The following is a 16496-nucleotide window of genomic DNA, read 5'->3' as shown; positions in this document are numbered from 1 at the left end:
ACGTCCGGCAGTGACGCCAGCAGCGGCGTCAATGATGAACCAGTCACTGGTACAGGTCGGTGCTGAACCGCGCTGACTAGCGTAGAGCGCGTTGTCGTTCGCTAAGACCTGCCGCATCGATTGGCGGAGATTGTCCAACTGCTCGTCCGCCAAACCTTGTGACGATTCAAACAGGTCCTTGAGCTGTGGGTCAAGGTCGCTTGATGGCGTTCGACTTGGCTTCTCGGCAAACGCGAACAGGTTGTCTGGTGACCGCACAGTTTCGAGCGTATGGCTGAACATCACCTGCGCCAGATGAACAGGCTTCAATGACGCGGACGTCGCTTTGAATCCGAAAGCAGCGACCGATGCGTCACCGTTGACGTCGTTGAGTTTCATGCTCATAGTTAGATTACCTCACGTCCACCCGATATCGGTCATCATGAACCTCGAGGACCTCGACGTCGCCTGTCTCAGTGTTCTTGATTAGAATGCGGCCTTCGACCTCGCTGTAGTTTGTCTGATATTCGATCTCTTCCATGAACTCTAGAAGCTGTTGCTCTTCCTCTCGGTCGCGCACAAGGTACGGAACATTTGCGTCGAGAGCACTGAGGGACTGCGAAAGTTCGCGAGTGATCTTGAGCCGGACTGGGGTCTCGCCACCGATATATTCCAATGCATGGTGAGTGGGTGTGTAGTCAATTGCATCCCGGATATCTGGATGAAGGTCCGGGATTTTTCGTTCAAGATCGTATTTTGGGATCTTTGTCCGTGAGATAAGTACTAGCGAGTTCTTTGAACGGTAGTTATGAGCTTGCCACAGCCGAAGTTCGGAACGTTGTGAAGAGCCGGGACTGAAGTAGCCGTTGATCATCTCTATTGTTTCCTCCTTTACGCCTTCCTCGGATTGGTTTGGGTTGTTCCGCTGGTCAAGAAATGGGTAGTTGATTTCGTGGTATAGATCCCGACCGGTGAACCCGATATCCATGAGGTTGTCTTCGAAATAGAACCGGCGTTTCTGTCGGAGGAATTCTGTATCGATAGCATTACTGAGATCTTCGACATCTCGGGGGTTGACCTGTTCCTCGGCATCGGCCCAGAGTGTGCTATCGATGAACGGATGGGTGAGATCACGGGGATTGAAGTATTCGTTAAGTAGTGAGAATATTTTTCCGTCTCCCTCGAATGCGAGGTTGTAGTATTTGAGTTCCTCACCGAATTCGACCTCACAGTCGGCCTGTCCGCCAGTAATGCAGTAGGCGATGAAGTTCAGGAGGTCACGGACAGTGACGTGTTCGTTTAGCTTCCCGACGGTCTTCAGTAGCCACTTGAAGTTATCTCTGATAGTGTCGTTTTGCAGTTTCTGGATGTTGTATTGGATGTGGCAGGTACCGGAGTGGTTGTGGCCTTCCTTAAGAAAGTGGTCTGCAGTGAGGTTGTCGATCGCTTGGAGGACTACTTTCCGGGTGAGAACGTTTCGGTTGTTGAGGTCGATTACTACGAGGTCATCAAAGTCGACATCTCCCGCGACATGATCGTCGTAGACGATCTGGTTCTGGAACTGGTCCTCGATGGTTTCCAGAAACGGATAGTGATCAGTGTACGACGTAGTCATTTCATATAGAGGGCCGTCGTTGATTGCCAGAATACCGGGTTTGCCGGCCTCGAACGCTGACTCCCATTCGTCGAGGAGTTCTCTGTAGTCGGCGAACTCTGACGCGTCATAGAGATAGAAAAAATCTGGTTCAGGGTATTCTGGCTGTTTACGTAGGATATACTGGGTTTTCCCGTCGCCAGGGTTCCCGGTTAGGACGACTTGCTTTCCGTTCGCCAGCGCGTCGTCGATGAAGTCATCAAGCCGGGTCGTAATGTGGATTGCTCGCCGTTGTTCTGGCGACAGCTTTTCTGCGAACCCGCCTTGCGATAACCGGGCGAGAAATTCGAGTCGTAGATGCGTAGTTTCAGTTGCCATGTGTTGTGTATCCCGGAATTTGATGGTTGGTATATGACATACTCGGTGTTTTAATTGTTTTCGACAATGAAATCACTCAACTGCCGCTGTGCAAATTCGATTTCGGAACTCAGGATGAACTCGTCCCGGTCGAACTCGGCGATCCTATCCAAAATCTCCGGTTTCTGGATCCGTTTACTAGCCCAGCGCTCTTTCCAATGATCGTAGATTGATTGCTGCTTGGCTTCGATATCATCGAACGTCCAGTAGTACGATGGCTCATCGGTCTCACCGCGAAGATAGGCTTTCGCGTTCTCCGCGAGATCAACGCCGTATACAACGCGCCGCGATTCATGTTTCAACAGATCGCCGTCTAGTCCACAGTTTTGGAGCCCACGTCGGATCTTCCGCATCCGAGGGGCGATACCTTCGCCGAACCGACCACGGACGACTTTTCGACCCTCTTTGAACTCCGTAACTTGACTGAGGCGCTTCCGTGTTTTTGGCCCGAACTGAATCGACCCGTATCCCTGTGTGTACCCTAGTTCCTCGTATTCGATTTGTCCGCTGTCAGCTGGAACCCGGATTCGGTCGTACTGGGCGCTGCCAACCTCGAACAGTCCTGTCGTGTCATAGAAGACAATATCCTCTGACTTGACGACCGGTTCCCCTTTCATCGAGCTAGCAATTTTGCTGACCGTGTCATTGTACTTCTCGCGATAGGCATCGATCACCTTTGGCCCTGTTAGTGCCATTCCGACCAGCTTTCCACCGATCAAATGGTTATATGGGGGTATTGCGCCGCAAACACTGATATTCATCATGCCGGCACCGGCGCGGCGCTTCTTGATCTCCTTCATCGCGGTTTTGATCGCTCGGCGGCCGCTTTCGTTCTCGAGCCCTTGTTTAATGAACTGCGTATCTGACTGGTCGCTGTGTTCTTCGAAGTACTTTCGGTCACGGAGTAGCTTCTGCAGTGTTCTCGCACGCTTCTTCCGGAAGAGAGCAGTCTCGCTTCGTGCTTCCCATGAATCCAGCTTTTCCGGATTCTGGTCGTTCTCGTTGTCAATGGTCTCTTGGGCCTCTTCCTCAATTTCGGCTAGGACTTCGAACACCTGATCGTCTGGGTACGTAAATTTCTCTTCAGTCAGGTGGTCATATTCGGCGATGAAATCGTCGTACCGGATGTTTTCGATGCTTCGTGCGATCGCTGTTTCAAGTCCTTCACGCGCGTCTGCGCAGATTTGGTCTACGCGCTCCTGCCATTCGTCCTCTGTTTCCAACCATTCGGTCTTTTTTTACCTCCCGAGTCTGGTTCTCGTGTGACCGTTCCTCTTTCGGGAGTTGCTCTTCATAGATGTGCATTCGATTTTTCCGCTCCAAACGGTCTTCCAATGCATCAATCTTCCAACCTATCTGCTCGTCCCGAACAGAGAGGTTCATCATCGAACTTGCCAGTGAGGCGATGCCCATGACAGGATGGTATTCGCGAGATGCGTCTCTGATTAGGAAGTTGATATTCCTGCCAGGGACGGTATTGTAGGGTGTCAACCAGGTGTAGCGGAAATACCTCCAAATGTTCATAAGGTCGAGGCCGGTGAGTTCGCATTTCTCACCTTTTTCGGCGACTTGGACGTATGGCTGAATTTCGGTTTCTAATTCCTTGACGATCTCCTCACGAGGTTTGTCTTGGAGTGGCGCTAATGATCTATAGAGGTCCTCACCGTCGGTGATGAGGTTTTTGACGCTTACATAGCCAGTTCCGTTGGTCCGGTAGTCGCCCTCCATTTTACGGATGAAATCCCGGACACTCTGTTCATTGAACTGCGTTATCCGTTCTTTCTGAAGGATGGCGCGTTCGTGTTCCTTGTACTCCTCTGGATCATCTTTATATCGGTCTAGATCTGGTCGAACGACTTTGAATTCGGCGTTCTTCCGGACCTCGAATCCGATTTCAATCAGGTCAAGGAGGACTTCAAGGATGCCAAGATAGCGGACGCGGTCCTCAGAGAGTTCTTCACCACTGAGGTTTTGTTCGACAGTTTTTATTTCGTCCTTGATTGCTACTTCCCTATCTAGACTCTTTGGATACTCCACTAACTCGTCTGTAAGGGCGTCGAACCGCCGGGTGAACTTGGGCGATAAATCAGGGGTGTAGAGAACTTCTCGTTCGTTAATATTCAGTGCCATAGTACTCATGAGAGGCGTTAGAGGTTATGGAGAATCGTTCCGTGCTGAAACCCAAAAGTGTACCGGAGTCGGGCTTCGTGAGGACTAATCTTAATTCATAGAATATGCTTTGGATGCATATACCTCCGCAACCTGTCCAGTGGTATAGTTGATTCCAGGACGATTTTCGTGTTGTCAGGAAGGATAATTCAATTTTTTCTAGCGCGATTTATTGGATAAATATAAATTATGGCTGTAAGTGATGTAACCAGTATCGTCTATCCTTCAGTCGGACGATCTGGGTCGATGTTCACAAGATCGTGAACTAACATCATCTGAACACAGTCCTCATCGACTGCTTTGTCCTTGAGTTTGGACTGGAGTTCGGTTTTTACTTCGGGGTTTCGGCACACGATCCAGACCTCGAAATCTTTGGAGAGATGCTTTTCGACGTGTTCTATTTCCCGGTCGTTAGGTCCCATTGCGATCTCTACCGCGAGTTCGACTTCGTCCATGTGGACGTAGGCGTCGGCGTCGAAGACTTCGATCTGGGCGGTCCAGCCTGCCTCTCCGAATAGTTCCTGGACTTGTTGTTGCCAGTATTGGTGTACGACTCCGCCGCGGCCTTCTTGATGAGTTTCAATGTCTTGGTCTTCGAGGTAGGTGCGTCCTTTGTCGGTGAATTCGAGGAGTTTGAGTCGGCCGTCTCCGGTGGAAACTGTTCGTTCAATTACGACGCCGTTCTCCAGTAGTTCGTTTTTCGCTTTATTGCCTTTGTACCGGCTGGAGAACTTCTCGTATCTCTGGGTGAGGGGCTTGAACGGGTTTTCGACGATGTCTTTGAGGAAGCGTTGTGCCTCGTTTGAGAGTTCTACCTGTTGCGGATCGTCGACGATTTCTGGTTCGTCGGGTTGGTTTGATCGGCCGGGTGCTACGTATTCTTTGAATCGGATGGGCCGCTCCCGTTTCTCTACCGGTAACTGCTCCCACTTTTCAGCCATTTGGTGCTCCAGCTCTTGATCGGTGATGTCTTTCTGAATGGGGTGGTTACGGAGATTCACTGGTACTGGGGTACCGTTTCCTGATTGGAGAACTGCTTCGCCGACACCGAGTTGTTGAGCGTAGTTCCTCTGTTGTTCTGAGAGGTTCATTGCGTTTGAGACTGCGTTGAACTGGTTCCGGTCGCCTGTGGAGAGCAGGAGTTTGGTGTAGGTATTCGCCTTGATCGATTCCGTCAGCTTGGACGCTTCCTGATCACCGACGACTAAACCTTCCCCGAACTCCCGCATCTTCGCGGTGATCTCGTCGATCTCTGGGATGCCAGCAGCGTCCTGCCGCTCCTTGTACACGCTGAACACCTGCTTCGCCTCATCCAAGAAAAATACGTGGTTCAGGCCTTGACTTCGGTGGCCCTCTGAAAGTCGATATTCGTAGACGTACGCGAACAGGATCTCCGTGATGAAGTTCTGAACGTCTCGGTTTAACCCGTCCAGCTCAAAAATCACGTCTTGCTCCAATTGCTCCGCTATCGTGAACCCGGTGCTGCAGTCGAAGACGGTGCCCGCGGTCAGGTTCAATGTTTCCAGCCGGTTCAGGACTGTGTCACGGTAGTTCGCTTGTTTTCTGACGTAGTTCAGTTTCTCTTCTTCGATTAGGAGTTCGAGTTCGTGAGTGCTGGGATACGGCGGCGAGTTCTCCGTGAACAGGTCGTAGAGTTTGTAGAGTTGGATCACCTGCTTCAGCAGGTAGTTTGTTGATCCGCTTAGCAGGTCGGTGGAGTGACTGAATATCTCTGAGAAGACCTGTGCCCACCGTCGCGGAGGGACACCGTCTGGAGGCTTCAACGGGTTGAATTTCAACTGAGTCCAGGGTAGCACTAGAAGGTCGTTTCGCTGGTTGAGTAGATGGCGGTAGTCCTGTTTCCGGTCGAAGCTCCAGAATGGAACCGGGAGCTGGCTCATCAAATTGTAGAACAACGTGGTCTTTCCCGATCCGGACTGACCAACTGCCAACAAGTGCTTCACCAAGTTCCTGGACGGAATCGAAACATGGCTGCCAGTAGGCGAAACGCCGAGTAGGATCTGATCGAATGAGTGTTTCTGTGACTTTGGTTGGAACGGGTACTCCGAGTGTTGTGAGAGCCTCAGCTGGAGCAGTTTCTGAATCTGTTCCTCTACGGATTCGTTATTGGTGGCGATCCCGACTTTGAGCAGTTTCTGTAGCTGGTTGTCCTGTGGGAGATCTGTTTGGTTGATCTGGCGGAGCAGATTCTCCCAATTCGGTTTAGAGGAGATCGGTCAGATCACCGTCCTCAAGCTCGTCCAGTTCCGACAGCAGTTCTCGACGAGATTCTTCCAGATTTTCTCGGTCACGCCAGTTCTGACGTTGCTCCTCACGTAACTCTCGGTAGAACTTCCGCAGACTCTTCTTCAACTCCTCTATCCGGCTCGGGTTCCCTGTCCGCTTGTAGACCAGGTTGAGGCGTTCCGTGTACCAGTTGATCTTCGACTCCAGCTCCTTGATGATATCCTCATGGATGGTTTCTCGACTCTCTAATTCTTGGTCGATCCGTTGGAGTTCGTTCTTGATCCGTTGCTGTTCCTTCTCTTGAGACTGTTCCAGCAATTCCTCGATTTCTTCAGTACTGAAGCCGTCAAGATAGTCGAAGTAATCCATCCTCCCTTCCCCTTCGTCTGTAGAATATACCGTAAGGGACGGGATTGTGGGTTATTCCTGGCCGGTCTTCGTTAGACGACGGTACTTTTTGGCCTTCAAACGGTAGAGTCGTGGAAGCTGCTCGATCTCTTCCTCAGTCCACGAACCGAGTTCTGAAAGCAGCTGCTCAGCCTCCACCAAATCCTTTGACGAACTCATATTGTGACAACTGGGGTACCGAGTTCGTTTGTGAGTAGGGGTTAACTTTGATTCGTATGAACTTGACCGCGGTTCGATACCGGGTTGCATCCTTACTCTTTGAGATCGTTCTGCCTTTTCAGGAGTTGACGTGCTCCGCGAAGTTGCACCAGTAACTCCTCAAATTTTGGGCGGCAGGGGTCATCTGTTTTGTTCAGTAACTGTAGGATCATATTGTCCAGAACTCGTAGCATCTCTTCCGCCTCCTCCAACTCCCGATACATTGCATCCTCTGACTCCATTCGATGGTCCACCCCCTTCAGAAAGAACTCTGGAGGTACACAGTACATCATACCATTGTGAGGGTGGAAATCGTTTGAGCAGATAGTAACTACAACTGTTGAGAGAAGTTAGGACTGGTCAGTACTGTCTGATGAGGTTCCTTTTGAGATTGTCCATACTGGTGGGCCGAATACTGCAGTGTACTCTGTGGGCGAGATGTTCACCATGATTCGGAATATGTCGAATAAGAGTAGAGCGGCGTTCCCGAACTGGCATTCCACGTAACGTATCTGTCCGTGGCTTACGCGGTTTCTGATGTTCAGACCGGATTTTTCAGTGTACCGGGCTTTGAGATACATTCCGAAATCTGTCGACGTCCGGGTCTGAACAGCATCAAACAGTCCTCCAAGAGATGCCTGTTCAATATTCCCCTTCTTTAGTGCGGTTACGGGTTCTCCTGAACTCTCTAACAGTCGGGTCGTTACTCCTTCTATGAGGGGTATTCCGAGGAAGACCGCTTCTGGATACCGTTCTTCGAATACAGCGATAATCAAGTCGAGTAAGAACGCTTCGTCGTCTACGCGGAGGCCTTGGCAGATATTCAGTAGATGGATGAAATCTAGTGCATGAAGAGAACCTTCCTCAATCAGTTCATAAAGCGCGTTTGTTAGTACAGCGTTGCTATGCCGCACCATCATGGAGTAGGAATGTGGAAGTCGGCTCGTATCTTCCAGTCGCCCTCCGGTTGTTTGGATTGGGTCTCCCTCTTGGCTGATGGTTACTTGAGGGAGGACGTCTACTATCGAGTGCTCTTCTGTGAGAGAGTCCGCGAGTTCATACGAGGGAAGGTAACCATCTGATTTCAGTAGGCAGTAGAGAGCATAGGTCGAAGAATTGGGTTCAATGGGTATAGTCCGGAAAAACTGCTTCAGTCGTTCAACATTTTCTTCACCCTCCTGTTCAAGCTTGGCTACTTGATCGTCATCCAGAGTTATCTCAGCGAACTCTGATCTGACAGCTCTCCGATTGTACTGTCGGATATCTTGCTTCCAATGGCCTTTCTTTTTGTCGTCAATGAAGGAGGCGCAACGGCTCAGAGCTTCTTTCAGAACCGCGGCTTTGATGCTGTTACTAGATGGCCGACTTACCTCATTTTCAAACGAATCAATCAACTGATCCTGTTCTACATCTACTTCCTGATCTAGCTCTCGTTTGAGTTGGATGATTTTCTCAAGGGTGCTCCGCTCGTTCTGGTACTGATTATTCCGGTGTTGGATTTCTCGTCGGAGCACACATTCGTCGATACAGCGTTGTATTAGGTCTTGATCTAAATCACCGCAGTTCTCTACGACCAGATCCACGAGACTATGGAAATCACCGAGATGAACATCATTTCCCTTGAAATCCTGCTCAATGCATTCCACCGCTTTTTCAATCGTCTTCTCTAAGCCGGTTCCACCAGTTTCCTTCCTGAGCAGAGTTAACTGTTGAAGGCAGAGAACGGAGACGTTTTGCCAGCCTCTCTGCTGGGCATCCTCATATGCGTCTTGAAGTAGAGCTATTGCCTTCTTCCCTCCATCTTCATATTCACGGTGTTCTACCCACTGTTGTAATGGTTCAATCGCATCTGTTAGCGGATGGTTCTGCTCAAATTCAGAGAGCTCTGACCCTAAAACGTCTTCTTGAACTTCTCCATCTCGAATTCTCCTGAAAATCGATCTCAGCTGGTAAGCTAAATGGTAATCCTTTGATGGCTCAGCCTTCGCACGCTCAAGATTATCAATCAGCATGAGAAATCCTTAGTGATGATCTACTGTGTCAACTATTTACCCTTTTCCGATACACCGGGGAACTGTTCACAGGGCATTCAGACAAAAGAGTAAAAAATACTGTCTTGGAAGTCGCTCAACATCCTGAACCTCCTCTTGCAGTTCTCCAGTTTTATTACAAGCATTTGCTCAACGAACCGACCGATCAATAGAGCACGGGAGAAAATCAAGAGTTCGGAACCAGGCTACAGAACACTACAGAGATCCGAGACTGCGTTCAATAATTCGAACTACCTCAAAGCAGAGAAACTGGCAAACCAAGCACTTCAACGAAACCAGTCCAATACATCTCTTTTCATAACCGTAGCGGGAGTTATACTACTGATGCTGCTTATGTCGGCAGGAGGTTATTTTGGGTACCAGGCTTGGATCCGTCGACGATTGAGATCAGAAGTTCAGAAATTGGCTGAAAAAAGTCGATAGAAACCGTCGCGAAGGAGGTACTGAGAACTTTGATAGAGCTCTCGAGTTCCTTGACGCCGCAGAAAAGGCCATAGACCTCAATGAGTACAAGAAGGCTGAGAAGAAGATTGAGAAAGCTGAGCAGGTCTTGCAAAACGGATAATTGGGGTGAGAAACCATTAGAATATCGACTGGCAAAGCGCTATGCTGCTGTTCAATGCGTTTCTAACCACATACGTCCCATTGTTGAGAGCGATGTCTCAAGTCGATTTCCGACCTCTGTCCTAGAGACGTATCCTTTGTCCTCGAGCTTGGAGACGTTGTACTGTACCCGGCTTCTGAACGACTGATCGTTCTCTTCACCAATGGCCTCCGCCATCTGTTCTGCGAGTTCGGATGTTGACGAAAACGTACCCTTGTTATCGAGGAATCGGAGTACTTTCTCCTCGAATCCCTCGACATTACTCTCAGGAGACGACGGGAATTCAACGTGCATTTTCCCATTAAGATCATCTCTCGTTCCTTCGGTCACGCCGCTGTCGTCTATCCGATCCAAGATCTCAGTAACTTCTTCATATCGCTGGTGTACTCTGAGATCTTCGTACTCCTTCAGATCTTTAAAGGTGTCAGCTGCGTTCTCCAATACATCGATCATTTCGAGAACCAGATACTCCTTTGGCGCGACATAGTACGTATGAACCCGATCCCGGATGTTCTCTATCTCTCCCTGTTTCTCAGTAATCAGTGAATCTGCCGCGGTTGCGAATGCAAAAGAGACGGTCCGGGGCATCGACGAGATGTTGATGAAGACCTCGTTCCCTTTCTCGATTTCATCCAGAATGTATGTATGCGCCTTCGGATAGAGCGTCTCATACTTATATAAGGTATTGACGGAGATCCCTTCCGTTTTAACCTCAACATCAACTAGGTCAAAGGTCTTCTCCAACTTATTGGTCATATCCTCAGCGAGCTGTGCAGCGCGGTCTGTCGGATCGTCATCAGGCTCGCCCTTGTGGGTGAATAGCACGACACGGTCGGCTTCCAGCTCTCCCTTTGTAATTGGCCGGATCAACCGGTCAAAATCGAAGCCAACGGGAATGAAATGAACCCTATCACTCATACTTTATGGTAACTCCCATTCATGGTAAAGACCTTCGTTATTAACCCAAGTCATTTGACGAGTAGTTTAGTCTAGCCTAAATAAGTGACATAGCATCACTCATAAGCTCCCTTCTAGAAAATTTTTCCAACATACCTATATACTCGGGAATCATAGCATGAGGTAGGTGCCAACAGGAAACACCCCGCACCTGGGCGACACGACATGCAGGATGACCCGTTCCCGCGCGACTTTGTAGCGAAGATCCAACCCAGCCACAGCACCGACCAGAAGGTGTACGGCCACAATCCGGAGCACACTGAGTGGGTTACGTGCAAATTCCACCGCTCCAAGTGGTTTGTGAATCACCCACGGAAGGCGTTTCTGAGCCCAGATCAGAAGCTCCTCGTGACAACCTACGAGCAGGACAAACACATCGTAGGTCGGACGCCGTCCAAAGAGGTTGAGCGATACACTGAACTTGAGGGTATCGTCGACGCTGTAGTTCCTGGCGACCGATTCACCTACGACTACGAGTATATGTCTCGTCGTGAGGTTGCCAAAGAGATTGAGGACAGTGTTCACCGGCAACTGACCATCTACGACCGACTTCGAGAAAGAGGAATCGACATAACCGTCATTCCAGCATTCCTTGGCTGGGAGGACTGGCACTTCGAGCGCTGCCGTCCACTCCTAGAGATAAACAGATCCGTCGCCTTCGATACGACACAGATCAACTCGAAGTACGATAAACAGGAGCAGCTCGATAGCCTTGACGAGGTGATCAGTCCGTCTCATATCTTCGTGAATGGAACTGTCGCTCCAAGCCACCTCCGGCTTATGCCGAAGTCAGTCGTCGCCTTTTCAGGCAAAGTCAGTATCCTCAAAGAGATCCGAGATACGGACGGTGTCCACCACCGAGACCGACTCAGCGAGAGTATTGAGAAGAGAATCACCGAAATCAACCACTGGCAGTCAAAACTCGCACAATTCTAAATCATGACACGAAAAGGAGGTCCGTACGGACCACCAGAAGACCGCAAAGACGAACAGCCATGGCAAGAACCCGGATCAGACGAATCACTTCAACGAACACTCGACCTAGCGTTAAAAGCTGAATTTGACGATGATGATGAAGAACCCGACTTCATCTACGGAGACATCGTCCACGACACCGAAGCCGAGGAACCGATCGCCCTCGTCGTGGTGAATATTCCGGGCCTGAAAGCGAAGGAGTGGGAATTTGCGGACGGTGAAACATTGGCCGACCGTAACGCCAAGTGTCCGGATGATGATGAAGTGATCGTAGTGGTCCCGCTTGATGTCCTCAAAGAATTCCTACCAGAATGGAATACACGGGAATCTGCAATTCCAGTTGAAAAACTGTCTGACGACGAGATCCCGTTCGCACCGTTCCCATCAATCCGTCTGGTCCGTGTCGAGGACTCCCACCTCCGAGACTAGGATCCCAAGAGTCATCACTTAGATCAAAACTCAGCTTCGTTGATGTATGAATCGTGGATAGCGAAAAGAAACCTGATAATATCCTATCCGGTGAGTGGTAACATCCGTTATCTTGTATCAGACTGATTTACCCAATGTTCTCGTTTCTGCACAGAATTTAAAGTTCTAAAATAGTGTGTATATATCCGTTAGACTCTAGTGCAAAGAGCACGTTGAGTCTAACGTTAGTTATGAGGCCTCGGCACTCATAGGGTTCGTCACCGTCGGGTGCCACCCCGACTCGGGACGGTGCCGTCGTCATCGGCCATCGGACGGTACTGGAGCCACGCAAAAGAGGATTCCGAGCGACGGCGGTGTCCGGAGCGGTCGTGTCAGTACGCGACCAGACGGGCCAGCCAGACGATGGGGACGACCGGTATCGCCAGTCCGGTGACGAGGAGGAAGACGGCGACGACTAGCTTCTCGCCGCGACTCGAATCGTGCCAGACGGACCGCCACATCTCGTCGATGGACCGTGCCGTTCGCTGTACGAGTCCTGCCATGTGACACCGTCGAAAAGCGAGAGACGTAACCTTCGTGGCCGTCGGCGGCGAGCGCGGAACCGACCCACCGAAGGGTCGGCCGGCGCGTCGCCGTCCTCAGCCGAGGGCGTACCGGAGCCAGCGGTTGTTCTGCACGAACTCCGTCCGTTCGAGGTAGGCGTCCACGCCGAGGATGCGGCCCGCGCCCCACGCGCCCAGACCGAACAGGAGGAGCGCGTAGATGATGTGGTCGTCGATGAGCCAGCCGTGGGCGACGGGTAACCCCTGTGCGATGCCGCCGGTGAGCGCCGCGAGCCAGTAGAACAGCATCATCACCGCGCCCCAGAACGCGGACCATCGGACGGCCACGCCCAACATGAGCGCCAACCCGGTCAGCGTCAGGCCCCACGCGTTCAGCGGGTCGATGATGCCGATGTAGTTGTTCGCCAGCATCGCCCAGAACCCGCCGAAGGGGTTGCCCTCCGGAATGGCGTTGAGCAGGAATCCCGACGCCGACCAACTGGGGTCGAGTACCTTCACGATGCCGCCCTGAAACAGGACCCACCCCATCGCCACCCGGAGCACGAGGATGGAGTACGCCACCCACCCCTCCGAGTAGTCGAACGAGACGTCCTGTCCGAATATCTCCGCGTCGAGTGCGTGCCTTGTTGACATTGCAGTAGATAGCTATTCAACTCACGGCAAAATATGTTACTCAAACTATGAGACTGGTTCGGTTCTCGAACGCGACGGCGCTCAGTGGTCGCGAGACGGCCGCGTAAGTGGTCAGACGCCGTCCGGCATCGCGTGGTTCTCCGCGTCGGCGAGGTTGCGGAGACGGGCCGTCCCGCGCGCCGAGAACATCCGCTGACACCGACTCGGCCCCGACCGGTCGTCTCGTGCCTCGACGCCGTCGTTCGAGTGCGTCTCGGTGTCGTCGTCCGCGTCGGTAGCGTCGTCGGTGTGGGTGTCGGCGGCAGGCGCGTCGGGAGGCGCCGTGGGCGGCGTGTGGGTGTCGGCGTCGGAATGCGATTCTGTCGGGTGTCGGGTGTGTGTGCTCACGTGTGTCGGGTTGCGAAGGTCGGTCGGGAGGCTGTACGGGCCGGAGGAGAGTCACTCGCGTACAGATACGACCGACATGAGATACCGGTACGTGTGGGGAGAAGTATAATAAACGTTCGTGTACGTCCGAATACTGCCTCGCCCGGCGGCGTGCCACCGAGGCGCGTCGGTGCGGGGCCGGCGTCTGCCGACAGTCGAGTCGGGGACCGACCCGCGAGGCGACCCCGGCGACCGACTCAGCCGCAGAACCGGACCGCGGCGTCGGCGACGATGTCGGCCACCTCGACCACCTCGTCGGTGTAGACGAACTCGCCCGCGCCGTGGATGTTCTCGCCGTCCGGGCCGACGATGACCGTCGGCAGGTCCGCCCGGTCGCCGAGGTAGTTGAAGTCACCGACGCTGGAGAAGTAGCCGTAGTCGGGGTCGGTGTCCGCGACGGCGCGCGCCGCGTCGGCGAGTGCGGTCACGAGGGGGTGCTTCTCGTCGGTGACGTACGGGCCGTAGACGATGTGGGGGTCCGGCGCCTCGCGGAACCCGATTTCGACGTCGCTCTGCAGGTCGAGTTCCGCGACGACCCGTTCGGCGTCGGCGCGCGCGTCCTCCATCGTCTCGCCGACGACGACGTGTCTGTCCACCATCAGACGCGCGCGTTCGGGCACCGACAGCGTCTGGCTCCCGCCCTCTATCTGGAGCGGACAGACCGACCCCGACCCGAGTCGCGGGTGGTCGCCCGTCTCGATGTCGTTCAGGGCGGCGGCGAGTTCGCCCGCCTCGACGACGGCGTTGACTCCCTTCTCGGGTTGGGAGCCGTGGGCCGCGTGCCCACGGACCTCGATATCGTAGAGGAACCGCCCGCGCGCGCCGAGCAGTAGCGCCGGGTTCTCGACGTCCGACTGCGCGAGGATGGGGCCGGGTTCGGTGACGACGGCGGCGTCGCAGTCGTCGGTGTAGCCGTCGCGAATCAGTCTGTCCGTGCCGAGGCCGTACGGTCCCTCCTCGTCGACGACGGCGGTGAGGAGGACGTCGCCGGCCAACGGCACGTCCGCGAGGGCGTCGAACGCCGTCATCACGGCCGCCAGCCCGCCCTTCATGTCGCAGGCGCCCTGCCCGTACAGTTTGCCGCCCTCGATGCGACCCGAACACGGGTCCTCCTCCCAGTCCTCGACGAGTTTCACCGTGTCCACGTGCGCGTTCAACAGCAGGGTGGGCGCGTCGGGGTCGCTACCCGTCAGTCGGGCGACGACGTTGTCACCCTCGTACTCGGTGATGTCGGGTTCGGAGACGTGGTGGTACTCGGGGTCGTGCCCGCGGGCGTCGAGCCAGTCGTAGACGAACTCGCATATCTCGGCCTCCTCGAAGTACGGGCTCGGAGTGCGGACGAGTTCCTGCAGGAGGTCGATGGTCTCCTCGGGGTCGACGGTCGGCGCGGCGTCGTCAGTCATCGCTGGCCCCCCGGATGGCCGGGTCGTACTCGTTCGACGGGACGCCCGGAAGCGTCGCGAGGATGGCCTCCACGTCCACGTCTCGCCGTTGGCCGCGGTACCAGTAGACGCCGAAGACGACGAGGCCGACGGCGACCCACGGGACGTACACCGACAGCGACCCCTGGTAGGCCTGCGTGAGGAGGCCGCCCGCGCCGACGGCGCCGACGACGCCCGTCGCGCCGAGCAACAGGGGGCGCGTGAAGCCGGCCTCCTGCGCGAGACTCGACCCGGTCCAGAGCACGTACAGCACCGTCACCGAGACGGCCGCGTAGGCGATGAGGTAACTGAACGTGGCGATGGCGATGGCCTGCGACAGGCCCGTACTCCAGAACGTCAGCCCCGAGGCGACGACGTAGAGCGTCAGCAGCGACCAGTGCGGCGTGCCGAACCGGTCGGATACCTCGGAGAACTTCTTCGGGAACACCTCGTCCCACGCCCACGAGTACGGCATCTTGATGCCCGCGGCCATGACGGCGTGGACGGAGGAGGCGGTGGCAAGCAGGCCGCCGACGGCGACGATGGTCGTCCCGACGTCGCCCATGAACGCCTCCGCCGCCGTCGCCAGCGGGCGGGCCGAGTTCGCGAGGACGGTGTAGTCGGAGACGACGCCGTAGATGACGACGGACGTGAGGACGTACAGGAGGATGAGGATGGCCGTCCCGCCCGCCATCGCAAGCGGGAGGTTGCGCGAGGGGTTCTTCACCTCCGCGCCCATCTGCCCCGCGACGGCGATGCCGATGTAGGCGTAGAACAGGGGGACGGCGGCGCCGACGAAACCGTCGAAGCCGCCGGTGAAGAACGGCCGGTAGTTCGCCGTGTTCACGTTCGCCAGCCCCGGCACGATGAGGACGATGATCGAGAGGATGAGGAAGCCGAAGATGGCGTTCTGCGAGACGCTGTACCCCTTCGACCCGACGAGGTTGACGAGGAACAGGACGGTCAGGAGGCCGAACCCCGCGAGTGCGGCGTCGACGGAGGGGTAGAACACCTGCAAGTAACTCCCGAACCCGAGAGCCAACACGGCGTCGGCGGCCATGTAGCCCAGCCACTTCGACCACGTCACGACGAACCCGGGGAGGCGGCTCTCGAACGTCCGCGAGACGTAGGCGTACGACCCCGCGGCCGCCGGGAATATCGTCGCCATCCAGCCGTAGTTGAGGGCGATGCACATCGCCAGAAGCCCCGAGAAGACGACGACGAGGATGACGCTCGGCCCCGTCGTCGAACTCGCGGTACCCAGCGTGACGAACAGTCCGGCGCCCAGCGTTCCCGCGACCACCGTGCTCACGGCCCCGAGCAAGCCGATGTCACGCGAGAGACTGCGCCCGTCGTTCACGTCTACCGATGACATGTGTTCACATGCGTCGTCTATCCCGCATATGCTCCCTCCCTCTCATGAGA

Annotated in this window: 15 protein-coding genes; 2 read left to right on the top strand and 13 right to left on the bottom strand. The window is 54.3% G+C overall.

The window, feature by feature from the left end:
* From GJ632_RS04540 to GJ632_RS04505, 8 genes are all read right to left on the bottom strand, one after another.
* The coding region (locus GJ632_RS04540; protein WP_191452221.1) for a hypothetical protein at positions 1-384 on the bottom strand (384 nt) is incomplete at its 3' end.
* A gap of 7 nt (positions 385-391) precedes the next feature.
* A complete protein-coding gene (locus GJ632_RS04535) occupies positions 392-1951 on the bottom strand; it encodes a hypothetical protein (RefSeq protein WP_191452220.1) in 1560 nt (519 codons plus the stop codon).
* 50 nt (positions 1952-2001) lie between these two features.
* Entirely contained in the window at positions 2002-3213 is a 1212-nt protein-coding gene (locus tag GJ632_RS04530; RefSeq protein ID WP_191452219.1) for a Druantia anti-phage system protein DruA, read from the bottom strand.
* Positions 3155-4120 carry a Druantia anti-phage system protein DruA gene (locus tag GJ632_RS04525; protein WP_197427882.1) on the bottom strand — a complete coding sequence of 322 codons (966 nt, stop codon included), beginning with the start codon at positions 4118-4120 and terminating at the stop codon, positions 3155-3157. Before GJ632_RS04525 ends, GJ632_RS04530 begins: the two co-directional genes overlap by 59 nt.
* Positions 4121-4377: 257 nt before the next feature.
* Positions 4378-6060 (bottom strand): ATP-binding protein, encoded by a 1683-nt coding sequence (locus GJ632_RS04520; protein ID WP_191452217.1) that lies wholly within the window; start codon positions 6058-6060, stop codon positions 4378-4380.
* 322 nt (positions 6061-6382) lie between these two features.
* Positions 6383-6775, bottom strand: coding sequence for a hypothetical protein (locus GJ632_RS04515; RefSeq protein ID WP_191452216.1), 393 nt, complete (start codon positions 6773-6775; stop codon positions 6383-6385).
* A 587-nt stretch (positions 6776-7362) separates the two neighbouring features.
* The gene (locus GJ632_RS04510) at positions 7363-9024 is read right to left on the bottom strand and encodes a DUF4209 domain-containing protein (protein ID WP_191452215.1); all 1662 of its coding nucleotides are present in this window, start codon (positions 9022-9024) and stop codon (positions 7363-7365) included.
* 655 nt (positions 9025-9679) lie between these two features.
* Positions 9680-10585, bottom strand: a complete 906-nt coding sequence (locus tag GJ632_RS04505) for a DUF6293 family protein (protein ID WP_191452214.1) — start codon at positions 10583-10585, stop codon at positions 9680-9682.
* Between the two features lie 204 nt (positions 10586-10789).
* Between GJ632_RS04505 and GJ632_RS04500 the strand changes: the two genes are divergently transcribed.
* Both GJ632_RS04500 and GJ632_RS04495 read left to right on the top strand, forming a co-directional pair.
* On the top strand, positions 10790-11560 hold the full coding sequence (locus GJ632_RS04500; protein ID WP_191452213.1) for a hypothetical protein: 771 nt from the start codon (positions 10790-10792) through the stop codon (positions 11558-11560).
* 3 nt (positions 11561-11563) lie between these two features.
* Entirely contained in the window at positions 11564-12028 is a 465-nt protein-coding gene (locus GJ632_RS04495) for a hypothetical protein (RefSeq protein ID WP_191452212.1), read from the top strand.
* 371 nt (positions 12029-12399) lie between these two features.
* On the opposite strand, the gene GJ632_RS21920 is transcribed toward GJ632_RS04495, so the two are convergent.
* From GJ632_RS21920 to GJ632_RS04475, 5 genes are all read right to left on the bottom strand, one after another.
* On the bottom strand, positions 12400-12570 hold the full coding sequence (locus tag GJ632_RS21920; RefSeq protein ID WP_197427883.1) for a hypothetical protein: 171 nt from the start codon (positions 12568-12570) through the stop codon (positions 12400-12402).
* A 96-nt stretch (positions 12571-12666) separates the two neighbouring features.
* Complete coding sequence (locus tag GJ632_RS04490) at positions 12667-13224, bottom strand: DoxX family protein (protein ID WP_089808607.1); 558 nt, start codon at positions 13222-13224, stop codon at positions 12667-12669.
* A 111-nt stretch (positions 13225-13335) separates the two neighbouring features.
* Positions 13336-13611, bottom strand: a complete 276-nt coding sequence (locus GJ632_RS04485) for a hypothetical protein (RefSeq protein ID WP_197427881.1) — start codon at positions 13609-13611, stop codon at positions 13336-13338.
* 236 nt (positions 13612-13847) lie between these two features.
* Entirely contained in the window at positions 13848-15053 is a 1206-nt protein-coding gene (locus GJ632_RS04480) for a M20 family metallopeptidase (protein ID WP_191452211.1), read from the bottom strand.
* The gene (locus tag GJ632_RS04475) at positions 15046-16446 is read right to left on the bottom strand and encodes an APC family permease (RefSeq protein ID WP_191452210.1); all 1401 of its coding nucleotides are present in this window, start codon (positions 16444-16446) and stop codon (positions 15046-15048) included. The genes GJ632_RS04480 and GJ632_RS04475 overlap by 8 nt, the downstream gene beginning before the upstream one ends.
* Between the last annotated feature and the right edge of the window lie 50 nt (positions 16447-16496).

This window comes from Halogeometricum sp. CBA1124 (assembly GCF_009741955.1).
Classification (GTDB): Archaea; Halobacteriota; Halobacteria; order Halobacteriales; family Haloferacaceae; genus Halogeometricum; species Halogeometricum rufum.
The sequence above is the reverse complement of the archived record's forward strand: the minus strand, read 5'-3'. Positions and strand labels throughout refer to the sequence as shown.